The organism is Neorhizobium sp. 05N33, assembly GCF_056397445.1.
Genome location: NZ_JBFTNK010000005.1, coordinates 269,979 through 287,869 on the forward strand (window position 1 = coordinate 269,979; position 17,891 = coordinate 287,869).

The window sequence follows — 17,891 nt, forward strand, 5'->3', positions numbered from 1 at the left end:
CCCCGTCATGGCATCCGTCACACCCATCGCCCAGAACGGCAAGGCCTATACCTATGTCGACCATTCCTATGACGTGATCGTCGTCGGCGCCGGCGGCGCGGGCCTGCGTGCCACGCTCGGCATGGCCGAACAGGGTTTCAAGACCGCCTGCATCACCAAGGTCTTCCCGACCCGTTCGCACACCGTCGCAGCACAAGGCGGCATTGCAGCTTCGCTGCAGAACATGACGCCGGATAGCTGGCAGTGGCACCTTTACGACACGGTCAAGGGCTCCGACTGGCTCGGCGACGTCGATGCCATGCAGTACATGGTCATGGAAGCGCCGAAGGCCGTCTACGAACTCGAGCATTACGGCGTGCCCTTCTCGCGTAACGAGGAAGGCAAGATCTACCAGCGCCCGTTCGGCGGCCACATGCAGAACTTTGGCGCCGGCCCGCCGGTGCAGCGCACCTGCGCCGCGGCAGACCGCACCGGCCACGCCATCCTGCACACGCTCTACGGCCAGTCGCTGAAGAACAATGCGGAATTCTTCATCGAATATTTCGCGCTCGACCTGATCATGTCGGATGACGGACGCTGCACCGGCGTCGTCGCCTGGAACCTTGACGACGGCACGATCCATCGTTTTGCCGCCAAGATGGTGGTGCTGGCGACCGGCGGCTACGGCCGCGCCTATTTCTCGGCGACATCAGCCCATACCTGCACCGGCGACGGCGGCGGCATGGTGGCTCGCGCCGGCCTGCCTTTGCAGGACATGGAATTCGTACAGTTCCACCCGACCGGCATCTACGGCTCCGGCTGTCTGATCACCGAAGGCGCGCGCGGCGAAGGCGGTTACCTCGTCAATTCCGAGGGCGAGCGCTTCATGGAACGTTATGCGCCGTCGGCGAAGGACCTCGCCTCGCGCGACGTCGTTTCGCGCTGCATGACGCTGGAAATCCGCGAAGGCCGCGGCGTCGGCAAGAACAAGGATCACATCTTCCTGCATCTCGACCATCTCGATCCGGCCGTTCTGCACGAACGCCTGCCGGGCATTTCCGAGAGCGCCAAGATTTTTGCGGGCGTCGACGTGACGCGGGAGCCGATCCCGGTCCTGCCGACCGTGCATTACAACATGGGCGGCATCCCGACCAATTTCTGGGGTGAAGTGCTCAACGCCGACAGCAACAATCCGGAACGTCTGCTGCCGGGCCTGATGGCGGTCGGCGAAGCGGGCTGCGCCTCGGTTCACGGGGCCAACCGCCTCGGCTCCAACTCGCTGATCGACCTCGTGGTGTTCGGCCGCGCCGCCGCGATCCGCGCCGGCGAGGTGATCAACAAGGCCGAGCCGATCCCGGCGCTCAACGTCGCTGCCTGCGACAAGATCATGGACCGCTTCGACCGCCTGCGGAACGCCAATGGCGGCACGCCGACCGCGGTGCTGCGCGACAAGATGCAGCGCACCATGCAGGACGACGCCGCCGTGTTCCGCACCCAGGAATCGCTGGAATCGGGCTGCAAGCGCATGTCGGCGATCTGGGGCGAGCTGAAGGACATCAAGGTCACCGACCGTTCGATGATCTGGAACTCGGACCTGGTCGAGACGCTCGAACTCGAAAACCTGATGGCAAATGCAATTGCCACGGTGGTCGGCGCGGAAGCCCGCAAGGAAAGCCGCGGCTCCCACGCCCGCGAGGACTACACATCCGGCCCGTTCGGCGGCCGCGACGACGAGAACTGGCGCAAGCACACGCTTGCCTGGGTCAGCGACAACGGCGACGTCAAGCTAGACTATCGCCCGGTTCACACCGAGCTCATCGCCGAAGGCATCGATCCGCACAAGATCGAGCCCAAGGCACGCGTGTACTGATCTGAGGGAACTGGACCATGGTTGAACTCGCTCTCCCCAAGAACTCTCAGATGACCGAAGGCAGGACCTGGCCGAAGCCGGCCGGTGCCAAGAACGTCCGGGAATTCCGCATCTACCGCTGGAACCCGGATGACGGCCAAAACCCGCGCATCGACACCTATTATATCGATGTCGACGATTGCGGCCCGATGGTTCTCGACGGTCTGCTCTACATCAAGAACAATATCGACCCGACGCTGACGCTGCGCCGCTCCTGTCGCGAGGGCATCTGCGGCTCCTGCGCCATGAACATCGACGGTACCAACACGCTCGCCTGCACCAAGGGGATGGACGACGTGAAGGGCACCGTGAAGGTCTATCCGCTGCCGCACATGCCTGTGGTCAAGGACCTGGTTCCGGACCTCACCAACTTCTACGCCCAGCACCGCTCGATCGAACCCTGGCTGAAGACGGTTTCGCCGCCGCCGGCCAAGGAATGGAAGCAGAGCCACGAGGACCGCCAGAAGCTCGACGGCCTCTACGAGTGCATCCTGTGCGCCTGCTGCTCGACCTCCTGTCCGAGCTACTGGTGGAACGGCGACCGTTATCTCGGCCCGGCCACTTTGCTGCAGGCCTATCGCTGGCTGATCGATAGCCGCGACGAAGCCAAGGGCGAGCGCCTCGACAATCTCGAAGATCCCTTCCGGCTCTATCGCTGCCACACGATCATGAACTGCGCCCAGACCTGCCCCAAGGGTCTGAACCCGGCCAAGGCGATCGCCGAGATCAAGAAGATGATGGTCGAGCGCCGCGTCTGAAGCATTCCCGACAGTCGATGCCTTATCGGGCCCCTGCGTTGGCGGGGGGCTGAGGGCATTGCAGCATTTCTCTTGCGCGGACATGCCAAATTGTTCCGGTACGACTTGATTAACCAAGGTGGTTTACGATAATTCGGTCTCAATTCAGTGGCATCGGTGGCGGGTCAAGCTGAAAGCAGGAGTTAATGATGCAGTTCAGATACGTGGCGACGGGACTTGTTCTAGCCTTGGCACTGGCGGGTTGCCAGCGCACTTCGTATAGCCCCTACAGCGATCTGCCTGCCCAACCCTCTCAGCCTGCTCCGCTTCAGGCGCAGCCCGTGCCGTCTGTTCAGGGCGGCCAGCTGCCGCCGCCTCCCGGCACCGCGGGTTCCTCCCAGTTCCCGAGCGCGCCCGGCGCAAATCCTGCCATGGCTTCGGCCAATCCGGCCGCACCGCCTGCGAGTGCGCTCGACGTCAAGAAGGAAGCGATGGTCGGCAACTGGCGCGTTTCCAACGGCGGTTCGTCCTGCGACATGTTCCTGACGCTCACCAATCTCGGCGGCGGTTCGCGCGGCGGTACCCGCGGCTGTGCCGGCGAATTGACGGCAATGGGCTCGTGGGAAGTGTCCGGCAAAATGGTCCAGTTCAAGAACCGGGCCGGCGACGTGATCGGGCGCGTCTACAAGAGTGCCGAGAACCGCTTTGACGGAACGATGAATTCCGGTCAGCAAGTCAGCCTCAGCCGTTAAGCGGCCCCCGTAATTTCGAGGGCGTCCGGTTGGAACCCATCCCCGAATACACGACGAGTGTCGGTGAAGAGCTGAGAGCCCTCACCGCATCCGGCGTGTTGACCGCCGATCGGGCCCAGCTCTCGGTTGCCGCCAAACTCGACCATCTGCTGACCTGCCTTCGCGAGACGAGGCCGGCGAAGAAGAAAAGCGCGCTCGGCTGGCTTTTCGCCAAGGGCGGCGGCCGGCCGCGCGAAATCCGCGGGCTCTACGTGCATGGCAGCGTCGGGCGCGGCAAGACCATGCTGATGGACATGTTCTTCAAGAAGGCCCCGACGACCAAGAAACGCCGGGCGCATTTCCACGAATTCATGGCGGATGTGCACAACCGCATCCACGACCATCGCCAGAAGCTGAAACGCGGCGAGACCAAGCAGGCGGATCCCGTGCCGCCGGTCGCCGCGGCGCTGTTTGCGGAAGCCGAGCTTCTCTGCTTCGACGAGTTTTCGGTGACCGACATCACCGATGCGATGATCCTGGCGCGGCTGTTCACGGAGCTGTTCGGGCTGGGCTGCGTTCTCGTCGCGACCTCAAACGTCGCGCCGGACGATCTTTACCGGGACGGGCTGAACCGCGGCCTCTTCCTGCCGTTCATCGCGCTGCTCAACCAGTATGTCGACGTGGTCACCCTCGATTCACCCAACGACTACCGCATGCAGAAGCTCGCAAGCCTTCCGGTCTACGTGACGCCCCTCGATGCGCGCGCCGACGCGGCGATGGAATCCGCCTGGCATCAGGTGACCGAGGGCAAGAAGGCGGCGCCTGCGGAGATCCCGATGAAGGGCCGCAGCATCCACGTGCCCGCCGCTGCCGGACGGGCGGCGCGCTTCGATTTCAGGGACATCTGCGGCAAACCGCTGGGTGCGTCGGACTATCTGGCGCTCGCCGACCGTTTCGATGCCATCTTCGTCGAGCATGTTCCACAACTCGGACCTGAGAAGCGCAACGAAACCAAACGGCTGATCAATCTCGTTGACGCGCTCTACGACCACACGGTCCGGCTTTACGTGTCCGCAGCGACTGCACCGGAAGACATCCTCCTGGAACGAAAAGGCACAGAGGGCTTCGAGTTCGACCGGACCGTCTCGCGTCTTTTTGAGATGCGCAGCCCCGATTATCTTGCACTGCACCAGGAAAAGCGCCGCGCACTTTAACGGTTTGGTGACAGAAGCTCTTACGTTTACGTAAGAGTTTTAATATCTAACCGATTGAAAAAGTTGAGTGGAAAATAATCGATTGCCATTTTGAGCGGATGGGGCTATGCGGTCTGGCATATTGGTAGGCGAGCCGTAGTCTGCCATGCATTCGGATCTCGAAAGGAAGCTTTTCGATGGCGCGCAAGAAGATCGCACTTATTGGTTCTGGCATGATTGGTGGCACGCTGGCGCATCTCGCCAGCCTGAAGGAACTGGGCGACATCGTCCTCTTCGACATTGCCGACGGCATCCCGCAGGGCAAGGGCCTCGATATCGCCCAGTCCGGCCCGGTCGAGGGCTTCAATGCCAAGCTTTCCGGCGCCAGCGACTACGCGGCCATCGAAGGCGCCGATGTCTGCATCGTCACCGCCGGTGTTGCCCGCAAGCCGGGCATGAGCCGCGACGACCTGCTCGGCATCAACCTCAAGGTCATGGAACAGGTCGGCGCCGGCATCAAGAAATATGCCCCGAACGCCTTCGTGATCTGCATCACGAACCCGCTCGACGCGATGGTCTGGGCTCTCCAGAAGTTCTCCGGCCTGCCGAAGAACATGGTCGTCGGCATGGCCGGCGTGCTGGACTCGGCTCGCTTCCGTCTCTTCCTCTCCGAAGAATTCAACGTTTCCGTCCAGGACGTCACGGCCTTCGTTCTCGGCGGTCATGGCGACACGATGGTGCCGCTCGCCCGTTACTCGACCGTCGGCGGCGTTCCGCTCACCGACCTCGTCAAGATGGGCTGGGTCACCAAGGAGCGTCTCGAAGAAATCATCCAGCGCACCCGTGACGGCGGCGCCGAAATCGTCGGCCTGCTGAAGACCGGTTCGGCCTATTACGCTCCGGCCGCTTCGGCGATCGAAATGGCCGAATCCTTCCTCAAGGACAAGAAGCGCGTTCTTCCGGCTGCCGCCTATCTCTCCGGCCAGTACGGCGTGAAGGACATGTATGTCGGCGTTCCGACGATCATTGGTGCCGGTGGCGTCGAGCGCATCATCGAGGTTGAGTTCAACAAGGACGAGGAAGCCGCCTTCCAGAAGTCCGTCGGCGCCGTTGCCGGTCTCTGCGAAGCCTGCATCAACATCGCCCCGGCTCTCAAGTAATCGACGCGCCGAACTCATCGAAACAGGGATAAACCCATGAACATTCATGAATATCAGGCCAAGGCTCTGCTGAAGGGCTATGGCGCGCCGGTTGCGGAAGGTGTCGCGATCCTCAAGGCTGACGAGGCCGAGGCTGCTGCGAAGTCGCTGCCGGGTCCGCTTTACGTCGTCAAGAGCCAGATCCATGCAGGCGGTCGCGGCAAGGGCAAGTTCAAGGAACTCGGTCCTGACGCCAAGGGCGGCGTTCGTCTGGCCTTCTCGATCGAAGAAGCAAAGGCGCATGCCAAGGAAATGCTCGGCAACACGCTGGTGACCGCGCAGACCGGTGAAGCCGGCAAGCAGGTCAACCGCCTCTACATCGAAGACGGTGCCGACATCGCCCGCGAACTCTATTGCTCGCTGCTGGTCGACCGCTCGGTCGGCCGCGTCGCATTCGTGGTTTCGACCGAAGGCGGCATGGACATCGAAGCCGTCGCCCACGATACGCCTGAAAAGATCCACACGATCGCCATCGATCCGGAAGCCGGCGTAACGGCTGCGGACATTGCTGCGATCTCCAAGGCCTTAGAACTCGACGGCGCTGCCGCCGAAGATGCCAAGTCGCTCTTCCCGCTGCTCTACAAGGCCTTCAACGAGAAGGACATGGCTCTTCTCGAGATCAATCCGCTGATCGTCATGAAGAACGGCCACCTGCGCGTTCTCGACGCGAAGATGTCGTTCGACGGCAACGCGCTCTTCCGTCACGACGACGTCAAGGCGCTGCGCGACGAGACTGAAGAAGACGCCAAGGAAATCGAGGCCTCCAAGTGGGACCTCGCTTACGTGGCTCTCGACGGCAATATCGGTTGCATGGTCAACGGCGCCGGTCTCGCCATGGCGACGATGGACATCATCAAGCTCTACGGCAAGGAGCCGGCTAACTTCTGCGACGTCGGCGGCGGCGCCGGCAAGGAGAAGGTGGCTGCGGCCTTCAAGATCATCACTGCGGACCCGAAGGTCGAGGGCATCCTCGTCAACATCTTCGGCGGCATCATGCGCTGCGACGTCATCGCCGAAGGCGTTGTCGCGGCGGTGCAGGAAGTCGGCTTGAAGGTTCCGCTCGTGGTGCGCCTCGAAGGCACCAATGTCGAACTCGGCAAGAAGATCCTCAACGAGTCCGGTCTCGCGATCACTGCGGCTGACGACCTTGACGACGCGGCGAAGAAGATCGTCGCGGCGATCGAAGCCTAACCTGGAAGGACCGGAACCAATGTCTATTCTCGTCAACAAAGACACCAAGGTCATCGTCCAGGGCCTGACCGGCAAGACCGGCACCTTCCACACGGAGCAGGCGCTCGCCTACTACGGCACCAAGATGGTAGGTGGCGTTCATCCGAAGAAGGGCGGCGAATCGTGGTCCTCCGGCGTCGACGGTACGGCGCTGCCGATTTTCACCTCTGTTGCCGAAGCCAAGGAACGCACGGGCGCCGATGCGACCGTGATCTACGTTCCGCCGGCAGGCGCAGCTGACGCGATCATCGAGGCGATCGAAGCCGAAGTCCCATTCATCACCTGCATCACCGAAGGCATTCCGGTCATGGACATGGTGCGCGTCAAGGCTCGCCTCGACCGTTCCAAGTCGCGACTGCTCGGCCCCAACTGCCCGGGCATCCTGACCCCGGAAGAATGCAAGATCGGCATCATGCCGGGCTCGATCTTCCGCAAGGGCTCGGTCGGCATCGTTTCCCGCTCGGGCACGCTCACCTATGAGGCCGTGTTCCAGACGTCCAACGAAGGCCTCGGCCAGACGACGGCTGTCGGCATCGGCGGCGACCCGGTTAAGGGCACCGAGTTCATCGACGTCCTGGAAATGTTCCTCGCCGACGACGCCACCACCTCGATCATCATGATCGGCGAAATCGGCGGTTCGGCGGAAGAAGACGCGGCGCAGTTCCTCAAGGACGAAGCCAGACAAGGCCGTAGCAAGCCGATGGCCGGCTTCATCGCAGGTCGTACCGCTCCGAAGGGTCGCACCATGGGTCACGCCGGTGCTGTGGTTTCCGGCGGCAAGGGTGACGCGGAATCGAAGATCGCGGCCATGGAATCGGCAGGCATCAAAGTGTCGCCGTCCCCGGCCCGTCTCGGCAAGACCTTGGTTGAAGTCCTGAAGGGCTGACGCCACATAAAGGACACTCGCCACCCCCAGATAGATAGGTGGCGATTGATCCGACAAGCTTCGGACAGGCGAAGCGCCACATTGTTTCGCCTGTCCATGTTCTGCGTCTCTTAATCTTAGGGGACGTGTGACCGCCAAGGGCGGTTCGGTACCAAGACGAAGACCAAGAAAATGCGGAGGCCAGAGATATTTTCCGGCTCCGATTACGTCAGGAGGCGGGCGCGGCGCCCGCAGATAACCATGGCACGGCAAGAAGCCAACGAGCAGTTCCTCATCACCTCTTTCCTCGACGGACAGAACGCGGCCTATATCGAGCAGCTTCATGCGCGGTATGAGGACGAACCGACATCCGTCTCGCCGGAATGGCAGGCCTTCTTCAAGGCGCTCGCCGACAATCCGGACGATGTGAAGGCGGCCGCCAAGGGAGCCTCGTGGCAGCGCAAGAACTGGCCGATCACGGCCAACGGCGAACTGGTGTCGGCACTCGACGGCAACTGGCCGATCGTCGAAAAGGCGATCGAAACGAAGGTCAAGGCGAAGGCGGAAGCGACTGCTGCCGCGACCGGCAAGCCGGTCAACGAAACCGATGTGCTGCAGGCGACGCGCGATAGCGTCCGCGCCATCATGATGATCCGCGCCTACCGCATGCGCGGCCACCTGCATGCCAAGCTCGATCCGCTCGGCATTGCCAGCGCGGTCGAGGACTATAACGAGCTGTCGCCGTCCGCTTACGGCTTCACCGAAGCCGATTACGACCGCAAGATCTTCATCGACAACGTGCTCGGCCTCGAATACGCGACGCTGCGCCAGATGATCGAGATTCTGGAGCGGACCTATTGCTCGACGCTCGGTGTCGAGTTCATGCATATTTCCAATCCGGAAGAAAAGTCCTGGATCCAGGAGCGCATCGAAGGCCCTGGCAAGGGCGTCGAGTTCACGCCGGAAGGCAAGAAGGCGATCCTTTCCAAGCTGGTCGAGGCTGAAGGTTACGAACAGTTCCTCGACGTCCGGTTCAAGGGCACCAAGCGCTTCGGCCTCGACGGCGGTGAATCGTTGATCCCGGCGCTCGAACAGATCATCAAGCGCGGCGGCCAGGAAGGCCTTGAAGAAGTCGTTCTCGGCATGCCGCACCGCGGCCGCCTGAACGTGCTCACCAACGTCATGCACAAGCCGCATCGCGCGGTGTTCCACGAGTTCAAGGGCGGTTCGTTCAAGCCGGACGAAGTCGAAGGTTCGGGCGACGTTAAGTACCATCTCGGCGCTTCGTCGGACCGCGAATTCGACGGCAACAAGGTCCATATGTCGTTGACGGCCAACCCGTCGCATCTGGAAATCGTCAACCCGGTCGTCATGGGCAAGGCTCGCGCCAAGCAGGACATGCTCGCCAAGGCCTGGGACGGCGATATCATTCCGCTGAAGGAACGCTCCAAGGTCCTGCCGCTGCTGCTGCACGGCGATGCCGCGTTTGCGGGCCAGGGCGTAGTGGCCGAAATCCTCGGCCTGTCGGGTCTGCGCGGCCACCGCGTTGCCGGCACGATGCACGTCATCGTCAACAACCAGATCGGCTTCACCACCAACCCGGCCTTCTCGCGTTCGTCGCCCTATCCGTCCGACGTCGCAAAGATGATCGAGGCGCCGATCTTCCACGTCAATGGCGACGATCCGGAAGCGGTCGTCTATGCCGCCAAGGTCGCGACCGAATACCGGATGAAGTTCCACAAGCCGGTCGTCATCGACATGTTCTGCTACCGCCGCTTCGGTCATAACGAGGGCGACGAGCCGGCGTTCACGCAGCCGAAGATGTACAAGGTCATACGCGCCCACAAGACGGTCGCGCAGATCTATGCCGACCGCCTGATCGCCGAAGGCCTCGTCACCGATGGTGAATTCGAGAAGATGAAGGCCGACTGGCGCGCCAATCTCGAAACCGAGTTCGAGGCCGGTCAGAGCTACAAGCCGAACAAGGCCGACTGGCTGGACGGTCAGTGGTCGGGCCTGCGCTCGGCCGACAATGCCGACGAACAGCGCCGCGGCAAGACTGCGATGCCGATGAAGGAACTGAGGGAAATTGGCCGCAAGCTGGCGACCATTCCGGAAGGCTTCAACGCGCACCGCACCATCAAGCGGTTCATGGAGAACCGTTCGCAGATGGTCGAGACCGGCGAAGGCATCGACTGGGCCATGGCGGAAGCCCTGGCATTCGGCTCGCTTGCCGTCGAAGGCACCAAGATCCGCCTGTCCGGTCAGGATTGCGAACGCGGCACGTTCTCGCAACGTCATTCGGTTCTCTACGATCAGGACACCGAAGAGCGTTACATCCCGCTCGCCAACCTGTCGCCGACCCAGGCCCGTTACGAAGTCATCAACTCGATGCTTTCGGAAGAGGCGGTACTCGGCTTCGAATACGGTTATTCGCTTGCCCGTCCGAATGCGCTGACCCTCTGGGAAGCCCAGTTCGGCGACTTCGCCAACGGTGCGCAGGTCGTGTTCGACCAGTTCATCTCGTCTGGTGAACGCAAGTGGCTGCGCATGTCCGGTCTCGTCTGCCTTCTGCCGCACGGTTATGAAGGCCAGGGTCCGGAACACTCTTCGGCACGCCTGGAGCGTTGGCTGCAGATGTGCGCCGAAGACAACATGCAGGTCGCCAACGTCACGACGCCGGCCAACTACTTCCACATCCTGCGCCGCCAGACGAAGCGCGACTTCCGCAAGCCGCTGATCCTGATGACGCCGAAGTCGCTGCTGCGCCACAAGCGGGCCACCTCGACGCTTGCCGAAATGGCCGGCGAATCGGCCTTCCATCGCCTCCTCTGGGACGATGCGGAGGTCATCAAGGACGGTCCGATCAAGCTGCAGAAGGATGCCAAGATCCGTCGCGTCGTGCTCTGCACCGGCAAGGTCTATTACGACCTTCTCGAAGAGCGCGAAAAGCGCGGCATCGACGACATCTACCTGCTGCGCATCGAACAGCTCTATCCGTTCCCGGCCAAGGCCCTGATCAACGAACTTTCCCGCTTCCGCAATGCGGAAATGGTCTGGTGCCAGGAAGAGCCGAAGAACATGGGTGCGTGGTCGTTCATCGACCCGTATCTGGAATGGGTTCTGGCGCATATCGATGCCAAGTATCAGCGTGTCCGGTATACGGGCCGGCCGGCAGCGGCCTCGCCTGCAACGGGCCAGATGTCGAAGCATCTCGCACAGCTCGAAGCCTTTCTCGAAGACGCGCTCGGCGGCTGATTCCCAGCCGCTCCTTCACTTTTCACAGACACAACCTGACAAACACGGAAACAGATCATGGCCACCGAAATCCGCGTCCCCACTCTCGGCGAGTCCGTCAGCGAGGCAACTGTCGGCACCTGGTTCAAGAAGGTCGGCGATACGGTCAAGGCCGACGAGCCGCTCCTCGAGCTCGAAACGGACAAGGTGACCGTCGAGGTTCCGTCGCCGGCCGCCGGCGTTCTGACCGAGATTGTCGCCGCCAATGGCGAGACCGTCGGCCTCGGCGCCCTGCTCGGCCAGATCGCCGCAGGTGCTGCCGGTGCCGCGACCGCTGCTCCGGCTGCAAAGCCCGCCGAAGCCGCGCCTGCCAAGGCTGCCGAACCGGCTGCTCCCGCCCCGGTCGCTGCCGCCGCCAGCGCCTCTGCTGCCGCCACCTCGATGCCGCCGGCTCCGGCTGCTGCAAAGGTCGCTGCGGACAACAACATCTCGACTGCCGATATCGATGGTTCGGGCAAGCGTGGCCAGGTTCTGAAGGGCGACGTGATCGCCGCCGTCGCCAAGGGCATTTCGGCTCCGGCCCAGGCACCCGCTGCTCCGGCGGCACCGCGTCCGGTTTCCTCGGCCGATGACGCATCCCGCGAAGAGCGTGTGAAGATGACGCGCCTGCGCCAGACGATCGCCCGCCGCCTCAAGGATGCCCAGAACACCGCTGCCATGCTGACCACCTATAACGAGGTGGACATGAAGGCGGTCATGGACCTGCGCAACCGCTACAAGGACGTGTTCGAGAAGAAGCATGGCGTCAAGCTCGGCTTCATGGGCTTCTTCACCAAGGCCGTGACCCACGCGCTGAAGGAACTGCCGGCCGTCAACGCCGAGATCGACGGCACCGACATCATCTACAAGAACTACTGCCATGTCGGCGTCGCCGTCGGCACCGACAAGGGCCTCGTGGTGCCGGTCGTGCGCAATGCCGACCAGATGTCGATCGCCGAAATCGAGAAGGATATCGGCCGCCTCGGCAAGCTCGCCCGTGACGGCGCGCTCTCGATGGCCGACATGCAGGGCGGCACGTTCACCATCTCGAACGGCGGCGTCTACGGTTCGTTGATGTCTTCGCCGATCCTCAACGCCCCGCAGTCCGGCATTCTCGGCATGCACAAGATCCAGGATCGTCCGGTCGTCATCGGCGGCCAGATCGTCATCCGCCCGATGATGTATCTCGCGCTCTCCTACGATCATCGCATGGTCGACGGCAAGGAAGCCGTGACCTTCCTGGTGCGCGTCAAGGAAAGCCTCGAAGATCCGGAACGCCTGGTTCTCGATCTCTAAGACGGGAACGAACCTCATGGAAACGCTCGGGGTTACCGCAACGCCATACATGACGCTGCTGGCCTTGAGCGTTGTCCTTCTTGTGTTCCATGTTCTGCTGCAGGGTACGCTCTCCACCCGCGAGCTCGGTCGTGAATGGAACGCAGGGCCGCGGGACGAGGGATTGGCGCCGAGGGATAAGTTCGCGGGGCGTGCCGCGCGCGCTTCGAAGAATTTCCAGGAGACCTATCCGGCTTTCGTGGGCCTGCTGCTCGGCGTTGCCTTTGCTCGAGACGCGTCCGGCTGGGGGCTGATCGGAGGCTGGATCTGGCTGCTCTCTCGGGTCGTCTATATCCCGCTCTACATGGGAGGGGTGCCCTATATCCGCTCCCTCGTCTGGACGGTGAGCCTGATCGGGCTTCTCGCCATGACCATCGCGCTGTTCCGGTGACGCCATGACCGCATCCTTGAAAACATGGCTTCCGATATTCTGCCTGGTGCCGGGGATGGCGCTGGCTGCGGAGCGATGCGCGATCGAGAAGGCGTTGTTCGTCGAAGCGACTGCCGGAACCGTGCTTGCGTTCAAGCCGGTCGGTTCGGATGCCGCGGTGGTCAGCCATCTCTTTACTGTCACCGGGGGCAAGCTGAAGCTCGACGGCAACGTCATGTATGACGACGAGTCCAAGCGTCCCGGCGGCATGGTGACGAACAATTGCCCGCAGGGCGATGCGACGGGCGCGGAACTTCGGGCCTGCACGGTCTGGACCGGTGTGCCGTATGCCCTTGATGTGGCGACCGGCCATATCGACATACTGGGCGCCGCGAATGCCCCGGCACCGGACGCGATCCTGATGCCGGGCTTCGGCCCGGCGATCCGCCATTCGACGCTGTGGGGCAAGAGCGGTCTGAAACAGGTCCCTTGGGACCTGTACGAGTTCAAGGAATGCAACGCATGAGCGAAATCCCTGTTCTCCTGGTGACCGGCGGAAGCCGCGGCATCGGTGCGGCGGTCTCGCTCATGGCCGCCAGCCATGGCTGGCGCGTGGCGGTGAACTACGCGGCCAATCGGCAGGCGGCCGAGAAGGTGGTTTCGGAAATCGAGGCAGCCGGCGGTGAGGCGATCGCGGTCCAGGCGGATGTCGGCAATTCGGCCGAGATCGTCGCGATGTTTCAGGCGGTCGACAGACGTTTCGGGCGGCTGGACGGGCTGGTCAACAATGCCGGGATCGTCGACATGCCGCAGCGCATCGACGAGATGAGCGCCGAACGCATCGAGCGGATGATGCGGATCAATGTCACGGGTTCGATCCTCTGCGCCGGGGAAGCGGTGCGCCGCATGTCGACGAGACATGGCGGCAAGGGTGGCGCGATCGTCAATATCTCATCGATGGCCGCCAAACTCGGCTCTCCGGGGCAATATGTCGACTACGCGGCCTCGAAGGCAGCGATCGACGCGTTGACCGTCGGCCTGGCGCGCGAAGTCGCGACCGAAGGCGTGCGCGTCAACGCCATCCGGCCGGGCATTATCGACACGGATATCCATGCGTCCGGCGGGCTGCCGGACCGGGCGCGCGACATGGCGCCCAGCGTTCCCATGCAACGGCCGGGCAGGGCGGAAGAGGTGGCGGATGCCGTCCTCTATTTTCTGTCGCCAGCGGCTTCCTACGTAACCGGCGCCATACTCGACGTGAGCGGCGGGCGCTAAGAGATGAAGAGAAGGAAAAAGAACTATGGCATATGATCTCGTCGTCATCGGAAGCGGCCCCGGCGGTTACGTCTGCGCGGTGAAGGCTGCCCAGCTCGGCCTCAAGGTCGCGGTCGTGGAAAAGCGCGCCACCTATGGCGGGACCTGCCTCAACATCGGCTGCATCCCTTCCAAGGCGCTGCTGCACGCTTCCGAAATGTTCGCCCACGCCGCCCATGGCATGGATGCGCTCGGCGTCGAGGTTTCCGCGCCAAAACTCAATCTTGAAAAGATGATGGCCCACAAGGACGCGACGGTGAAGTCGAACGTCGACGGCGTCTCCTTCCTGTTCAAGAAGAACAAGATCGACGGCTTCATCGGCACCGGCAAGATCGTCTCGGCCGGCAAGGTCTCGGTGACCGGCGATGATGGCAAGATCCAGGAACTTGAGGCCAAGAACATCGTCATCGCCACCGGGTCCGACGTTGCCGGCATTCCGGGCGTCAATGTCGAGATCGACGAAAAGGTGATCATCTCGTCGACCGGCGGCATCGCGCTCGAAAAGGTGCCGGCGCACCTGATCGTGGTCGGCGGCGGCGTCATCGGCATGGAGCTCGGTTCGGTCTGGTCACGCCTCGGCGCCAAGGTCACCGTGATCGAATATCTCGACAAGCTGCTCGGCGGCATGGACGGCGAAGTCTCCAAGCAGTTCCAGCGCATGATGGCCAAGCAGGGCATGGACATCCGCACGGATGCCAAGGTCACCGGCGTCGAAAAGACCGCCAATGGTGCCAAGGTCACCTACGAGCCGGTCAAGGGCGGTGAGGCCCAGACGCTGGAGGCCGACGTGGTGCTGATCGCCACCGGGCGCAAGCCCTACACGGCAGGCCTCGGCCTGGAAGAAGCGGGCGTCAAGCTCGACAACCGCGGCCGCGTCGAGATCGACGGGCACTTCAAGACCAATGTCGAAGGCATCTATGCGATCGGCGACGTGGTCAAGGGACCGATGCTTGCCCACAAGGCGGAAGACGAAGGTGTGGCGATGGCGGAAATCCTCGCCGGCCAGCACGGCCATGTGAACTACGACGTCATCCCGAGCGTCGTCTATACCCAGCCGGAAGTGGCGTCCGTGGGCAAGACCGAGGAAGAGCTGAAGGCTGCGGGCATCGCCTACAAGGTCGGCAAGTTCCCGTTCACGGCGAACGGCCGCGCTCGCGCCATGCTGGCGACGGACGGTTTCGTGAAGTTCCTGGCCGACAAGGACACCGACCGGGTTCTCGGCGGCCATATCGTCGGTTTCGGCGCCGGCGAAATGATCCACGAGATTGCCGTGCTGATGGAATTCGGCGGTTCGTCGGAAGACCTCGGCCGCACCTGCCATGCCCATCCGACCATGTCGGAGGCCGTCAAGGAAGCCGCGCTCGCGACCTTCTTCAAGCCGATCCATATGTGAGCGCGTCCAGCGCTTTCATGCCGATACGATAAGGAAGGGTGGGACATCGTCCTGCCCTTTCGCCGTTTGTGAGGCCTACCCTTCGAAACGGCCCGTGGCATCACGATCGTGCTCGTATCGCCTGGCGAGCGGAAACGGCGGTAACCAGGACTCCCGGCGGATGATCCAGCTTTCGTAGGTTGGCGTCAGCTGGTCGGGAGCATCCAGGGATCCGAGGTTGACTTCGATCTCGTCCGCCGTGCGTGCGAAAACCGAGGAGCCGCAGCGGGGACAGAAAAACCGGCCGGCGTAATCACGTGTCTCGCCATCGACCGTCACCGCGTCCTGGGGAAATATCGCGGAAGCGTGGAAAAGCGCTCCATGATGTTTGCGGCAGTCGAGACAGTGACAGATGCCGACCCGGTACGGCAGTCCCGACGCCACAATTCGCACGTTGCCGCACAGGCAACCGCCGGTAAATCGATCCATATCGCGTCTCCTCCAAGATCAAACGGCGGAAATTTTTACACCGACCAGCGCCTTCGGTGCAATTGCCGTCACCGGGCGATAATGATCCTCATTTCCAGCCGAACACCTGGCCTGGAATTATGATTGGTCAATTCCAGGATTAAATCTTGGACAGGGTTGCCGCTTTTGCTTGAGCCTCCGGCAAACGAACCTAGACTGGATTCCATCACTCTAACCTTCTGAAAAAGGTCAAGAAAATGGCTTCCTCCTTCACAGTTCCGCAGCGTATCCTACATTGGCTGATGGCGGCGCTGATCCTGTTCAACCTGCTTTTCACCGACGCCATGGAGACTGCCGGGCGGCTGATGTTCCGCGGTCAAACACTGACGCCGGAGCAGGTGAGCTCGGCGAATATCCATGTCTATGTCGGCATCGGAGTGCTGGTTCTCGGCCTGATCCGGCTCTGTCTGCGGTTGGTGCAAGGTGTTCCGCCGGAGCCGCGGCAAGAGCCTCCGTTCCTGCGGGCAGTGGCGAAGATCAGCCACTGGGCTTTTTACGCGCTCTTTATCGCCATACCGCTGGCTGGCATCGGCGCGTGGTATTTCGGAAACAAGACTGCCGCCTTTGCTCATACGGGGCCGCTGAAAATTTTGATGTGGGCATTGATCGTCGCCCATATCGGCGGGGCGCTGGTGCATCAGTTCTACTGGAAGACCGATGTGCTGAAGCGGATGACGAGTGGCCGATGAAGGATGGACGGCGTCAGTTGATCGCCGTCACCTTGAAGCCCTGTTTCCGGAAGAGCTCGACAAGGCCTTCCTCGCCCGGCAGGTGAAGGGCGCCGACCGCCATGAAGGCGCCGCCCTGGCCGAGGATTGGAGCCGCCCGATCGGCCATCACGTGGTTGCGTTTGCTGACGACGAGGTTTTCGAAGTCGCCGTAACCGGCTTCGTCCTCGGTGCCGTCGGGTACCACGGCTTTCAGCATCGGCATGGCAAGGCCAATATTGCCTGAGAGATAGACGTCGGTCAGCGTCTCGAAAACGTCGTCGACGCGCCGGCCGAGCTTGATGGTTTCGATCAGCGACTTGAGGTGAAGCTCGATCGGGATGGCGTTCAGTGCCGCCGCCTGTTCTTCGAGCGTTTCCAGGCCTTTGACCGGTTTGCCCTCGGCGGTGGCCTGTTCGGCGATCTTCTTGTCGAGAAAGGCGATGTTCTGTGCCTTGCGGGCGAGCTCGCAAGCCGGCACGGAAACGAGCGCCATCAGCATCCACGGCCGCATGCGTGAAACGGCCGAAAGCGGCACGCCGCGTGCCTTCAGATCGGTTTCGAGCAGCGCGACATCGTCCTTCGGCAAGAGCGAATCGATCGTGCTGCCGTTCGTCAGCATCATCAGTTCCGGTTTGGCCAGCATCTTGGCCATGGCCTTCTTTTCGTCGATGACCTCGTCGGATTCGATGATGATGGTCTTCGCCTTGGAATGGGCTTCGGCAGCGCCGAGCGGCATTTTCAGCACCCGCGGGTCGGAGACGTGCATGGTGCCGAGCAGGTAAGAGGGTTGAAGCCCGTCCTTCTCGATCTTCCAGAAGGTGCCCTTGCCGTTCGGCACCTTGGCGCCCTCGGCGACGATCTGGTCGTAGAGCGGCGATTTTTCGGCCTTCATCTCTTCGAGAAGGTTCTTGCCGTCACAGGCCGGCGTTTCCGCCCGTGCAGGGGACAATGAGCCGAGGATGAGAAGCAGAGAGGCGAGCGCTGCGACATGCGCGGCCGCGATCAGCCACAGCATGAAACCTTGGGCGTGCTTCATCAAAGCGCCGGTGGGGGAGGCAAAGGCGGGAGTCATCATGTCATCCGTCTGAAAGTTGCCGGCATATTAGCGATGGCGGCTGCACAAGCGCTTAACGCAACTGGTTA

16 protein-coding genes are annotated in these 17,891 nt (G+C 62.3%); 14 read left to right on the forward strand and 2 right to left on the reverse strand.

Translation table 11 applies throughout. The features are described from left to right. The first annotated feature begins 7 nt into the window (after positions 1–7). From sdhA to lpdA, 13 genes are all read left to right on the forward strand, one after another. The gene (sdhA, locus tag AC1DLT_RS16130) at positions 8–1,849 is read left to right on the forward strand and encodes a succinate dehydrogenase flavoprotein subunit (protein WP_477487389.1); all 1,842 of its coding nucleotides are present in this window, start codon (positions 8–10) and stop codon (positions 1,847–1,849) included. A gap of 17 nt (positions 1,850–1,866) precedes the next feature. After that, entirely contained in the window at positions 1,867–2,646 is a 780-nt protein-coding gene (locus AC1DLT_RS16135) for a succinate dehydrogenase iron-sulfur subunit (RefSeq protein WP_477487390.1), read from the forward strand. A 188-nt stretch (positions 2,647–2,834) separates the two neighbouring features. Further along, positions 2,835–3,377: a protease inhibitor Inh/omp19 family protein gene (locus AC1DLT_RS16140; protein ID WP_247138527.1), complete on the forward strand. Its 543-nt coding sequence runs from the start codon at positions 2,835–2,837 to the stop codon at positions 3,375–3,377. A gap of 29 nt (positions 3,378–3,406) precedes the next feature. Next, on the forward strand, positions 3,407–4,570 hold the full coding sequence (gene zapE / locus AC1DLT_RS16145) for a cell division protein ZapE (protein WP_477487391.1): 1,164 nt from the start codon (positions 3,407–3,409) through the stop codon (positions 4,568–4,570). Positions 4,571–4,746: 176 nt separating this feature from the next. Next, complete coding sequence (gene mdh, locus AC1DLT_RS16150) at positions 4,747–5,709, forward strand: malate dehydrogenase (RefSeq protein WP_007757753.1); 963 nt, start codon at positions 4,747–4,749, stop codon at positions 5,707–5,709. Positions 5,710–5,745: 36 nt separating this feature from the next. After that, a complete protein-coding gene (gene sucC / locus AC1DLT_RS16155; protein WP_038546514.1) occupies positions 5,746–6,939 on the forward strand; it encodes an ADP-forming succinate--CoA ligase subunit beta in 1,194 nt (397 codons plus the stop codon). 19 nt (positions 6,940–6,958) lie between these two features. Further along, positions 6,959–7,864 (forward strand): succinate--CoA ligase subunit alpha, encoded by a 906-nt coding sequence (gene sucD, locus AC1DLT_RS16160; RefSeq protein WP_038546513.1) that lies wholly within the window; start codon positions 6,959–6,961, stop codon positions 7,862–7,864. Between the two features lie 240 nt (positions 7,865–8,104). Further along, positions 8,105–11,101 (forward strand): 2-oxoglutarate dehydrogenase E1 component, encoded by a 2,997-nt coding sequence (locus tag AC1DLT_RS16165; RefSeq protein ID WP_038546511.1) that lies wholly within the window; start codon positions 8,105–8,107, stop codon positions 11,099–11,101. A gap of 57 nt (positions 11,102–11,158) precedes the next feature. Next, a complete protein-coding gene (odhB, locus tag AC1DLT_RS16170; protein ID WP_477484672.1) occupies positions 11,159–12,415 on the forward strand; it encodes a 2-oxoglutarate dehydrogenase complex dihydrolipoyllysine-residue succinyltransferase in 1,257 nt (418 codons plus the stop codon). A gap of 16 nt (positions 12,416–12,431) precedes the next feature. Next, positions 12,432–12,845 (forward strand): MAPEG family protein, encoded by a 414-nt coding sequence (locus AC1DLT_RS16175; protein WP_477487392.1) that lies wholly within the window; start codon positions 12,432–12,434, stop codon positions 12,843–12,845. Between the two features lie 4 nt (positions 12,846–12,849). Beyond that, the gene (locus AC1DLT_RS16180) at positions 12,850–13,350 is read left to right on the forward strand and encodes a hypothetical protein (protein WP_477487393.1); all 501 of its coding nucleotides are present in this window, start codon (positions 12,850–12,852) and stop codon (positions 13,348–13,350) included. Continuing rightward, positions 13,347–14,099, forward strand: coding sequence for an SDR family oxidoreductase (locus tag AC1DLT_RS16185; protein WP_477487394.1), 753 nt, complete (start codon positions 13,347–13,349; stop codon positions 14,097–14,099). The genes AC1DLT_RS16180 and AC1DLT_RS16185 overlap by 4 nt, the downstream gene beginning before the upstream one ends. A 25-nt stretch (positions 14,100–14,124) precedes the next feature. Continuing rightward, a complete protein-coding gene (lpdA, locus tag AC1DLT_RS16190) occupies positions 14,125–15,531 on the forward strand; it encodes a dihydrolipoyl dehydrogenase (RefSeq protein WP_477487395.1) in 1,407 nt (468 codons plus the stop codon). A 75-nt stretch (positions 15,532–15,606) separates the two neighbouring features. Here the strand turns inward: lpdA and AC1DLT_RS16195 are convergent, their stop codons facing one another. Beyond that, entirely contained in the window at positions 15,607–15,999 is a 393-nt protein-coding gene (locus AC1DLT_RS16195) for a GFA family protein (protein ID WP_247138821.1), read from the reverse strand. A gap of 236 nt (positions 16,000–16,235) precedes the next feature. Between AC1DLT_RS16195 and AC1DLT_RS16200 the strand changes: the two genes are divergently transcribed. After that, complete coding sequence (locus AC1DLT_RS16200; RefSeq protein WP_477487396.1) at positions 16,236–16,727, forward strand: cytochrome b; 492 nt, start codon at positions 16,236–16,238, stop codon at positions 16,725–16,727. Positions 16,728–16,740: 13 nt separating this feature from the next. Here the strand turns inward: AC1DLT_RS16200 and AC1DLT_RS16205 are convergent, their stop codons facing one another. Next, a complete protein-coding gene (locus AC1DLT_RS16205) occupies positions 16,741–17,820 on the reverse strand; it encodes a TraB/GumN family protein (RefSeq protein WP_477487455.1) in 1,080 nt (359 codons plus the stop codon). Positions 17,821–17,891: the final 71 nt, after the last annotated feature.

What these genes read in the sequence shown, in the direction of transcription:
- lpdA (WP_477487395.1), top strand. Translation starts at nt 14,125, where the DNA reads ATGGCATATGATCTCGTCGTCATCGGAAGCGGCCCCGGCGGTTACGTC.
- AC1DLT_RS16205 (WP_477487455.1), bottom strand. Translation starts at nt 17,820, where the DNA reads ATGACTCCCGCCTTTGCCTCCCCCACCGGCGCTTTGATGAAGCACGCC.
- AC1DLT_RS16135 (WP_477487390.1), top strand. Translation starts at nt 1,867, where the DNA reads ATGGTTGAACTCGCTCTCCCCAAGAACTCTCAGATGACCGAAGGCAGG.
- sdhA (WP_477487389.1), top strand. Translation starts at nt 8, where the DNA reads ATGGCATCCGTCACACCCATCGCCCAGAACGGCAAGGCCTATACCTAT.
- AC1DLT_RS16180 (WP_477487393.1), top strand. Translation starts at nt 12,850, where the DNA reads ATGACCGCATCCTTGAAAACATGGCTTCCGATATTCTGCCTGGTGCCG.
- AC1DLT_RS16185 (WP_477487394.1), top strand. Translation starts at nt 13,347, where the DNA reads ATGAGCGAAATCCCTGTTCTCCTGGTGACCGGCGGAAGCCGCGGCATC.
- odhB (WP_477484672.1), top strand. Translation starts at nt 11,159, where the DNA reads ATGGCCACCGAAATCCGCGTCCCCACTCTCGGCGAGTCCGTCAGCGAG.
- AC1DLT_RS16140 (WP_247138527.1), top strand. Translation starts at nt 2,835, where the DNA reads ATGCAGTTCAGATACGTGGCGACGGGACTTGTTCTAGCCTTGGCACTG.
- AC1DLT_RS16195 (WP_247138821.1), bottom strand. Translation starts at nt 15,999, where the DNA reads ATGGATCGATTTACCGGCGGTTGCCTGTGCGGCAACGTGCGAATTGTG.
- sucD (WP_038546513.1), top strand. Translation starts at nt 6,959, where the DNA reads ATGTCTATTCTCGTCAACAAAGACACCAAGGTCATCGTCCAGGGCCTG.
- AC1DLT_RS16165 (WP_038546511.1), top strand. Translation starts at nt 8,105, where the DNA reads ATGGCACGGCAAGAAGCCAACGAGCAGTTCCTCATCACCTCTTTCCTC.
- AC1DLT_RS16200 (WP_477487396.1), top strand. Translation starts at nt 16,236, where the DNA reads ATGGCTTCCTCCTTCACAGTTCCGCAGCGTATCCTACATTGGCTGATG.
- sucC (WP_038546514.1), top strand. Translation starts at nt 5,746, where the DNA reads ATGAACATTCATGAATATCAGGCCAAGGCTCTGCTGAAGGGCTATGGC.
- mdh (WP_007757753.1), top strand. Translation starts at nt 4,747, where the DNA reads ATGGCGCGCAAGAAGATCGCACTTATTGGTTCTGGCATGATTGGTGGC.
- AC1DLT_RS16175 (WP_477487392.1), top strand. Translation starts at nt 12,432, where the DNA reads ATGGAAACGCTCGGGGTTACCGCAACGCCATACATGACGCTGCTGGCC.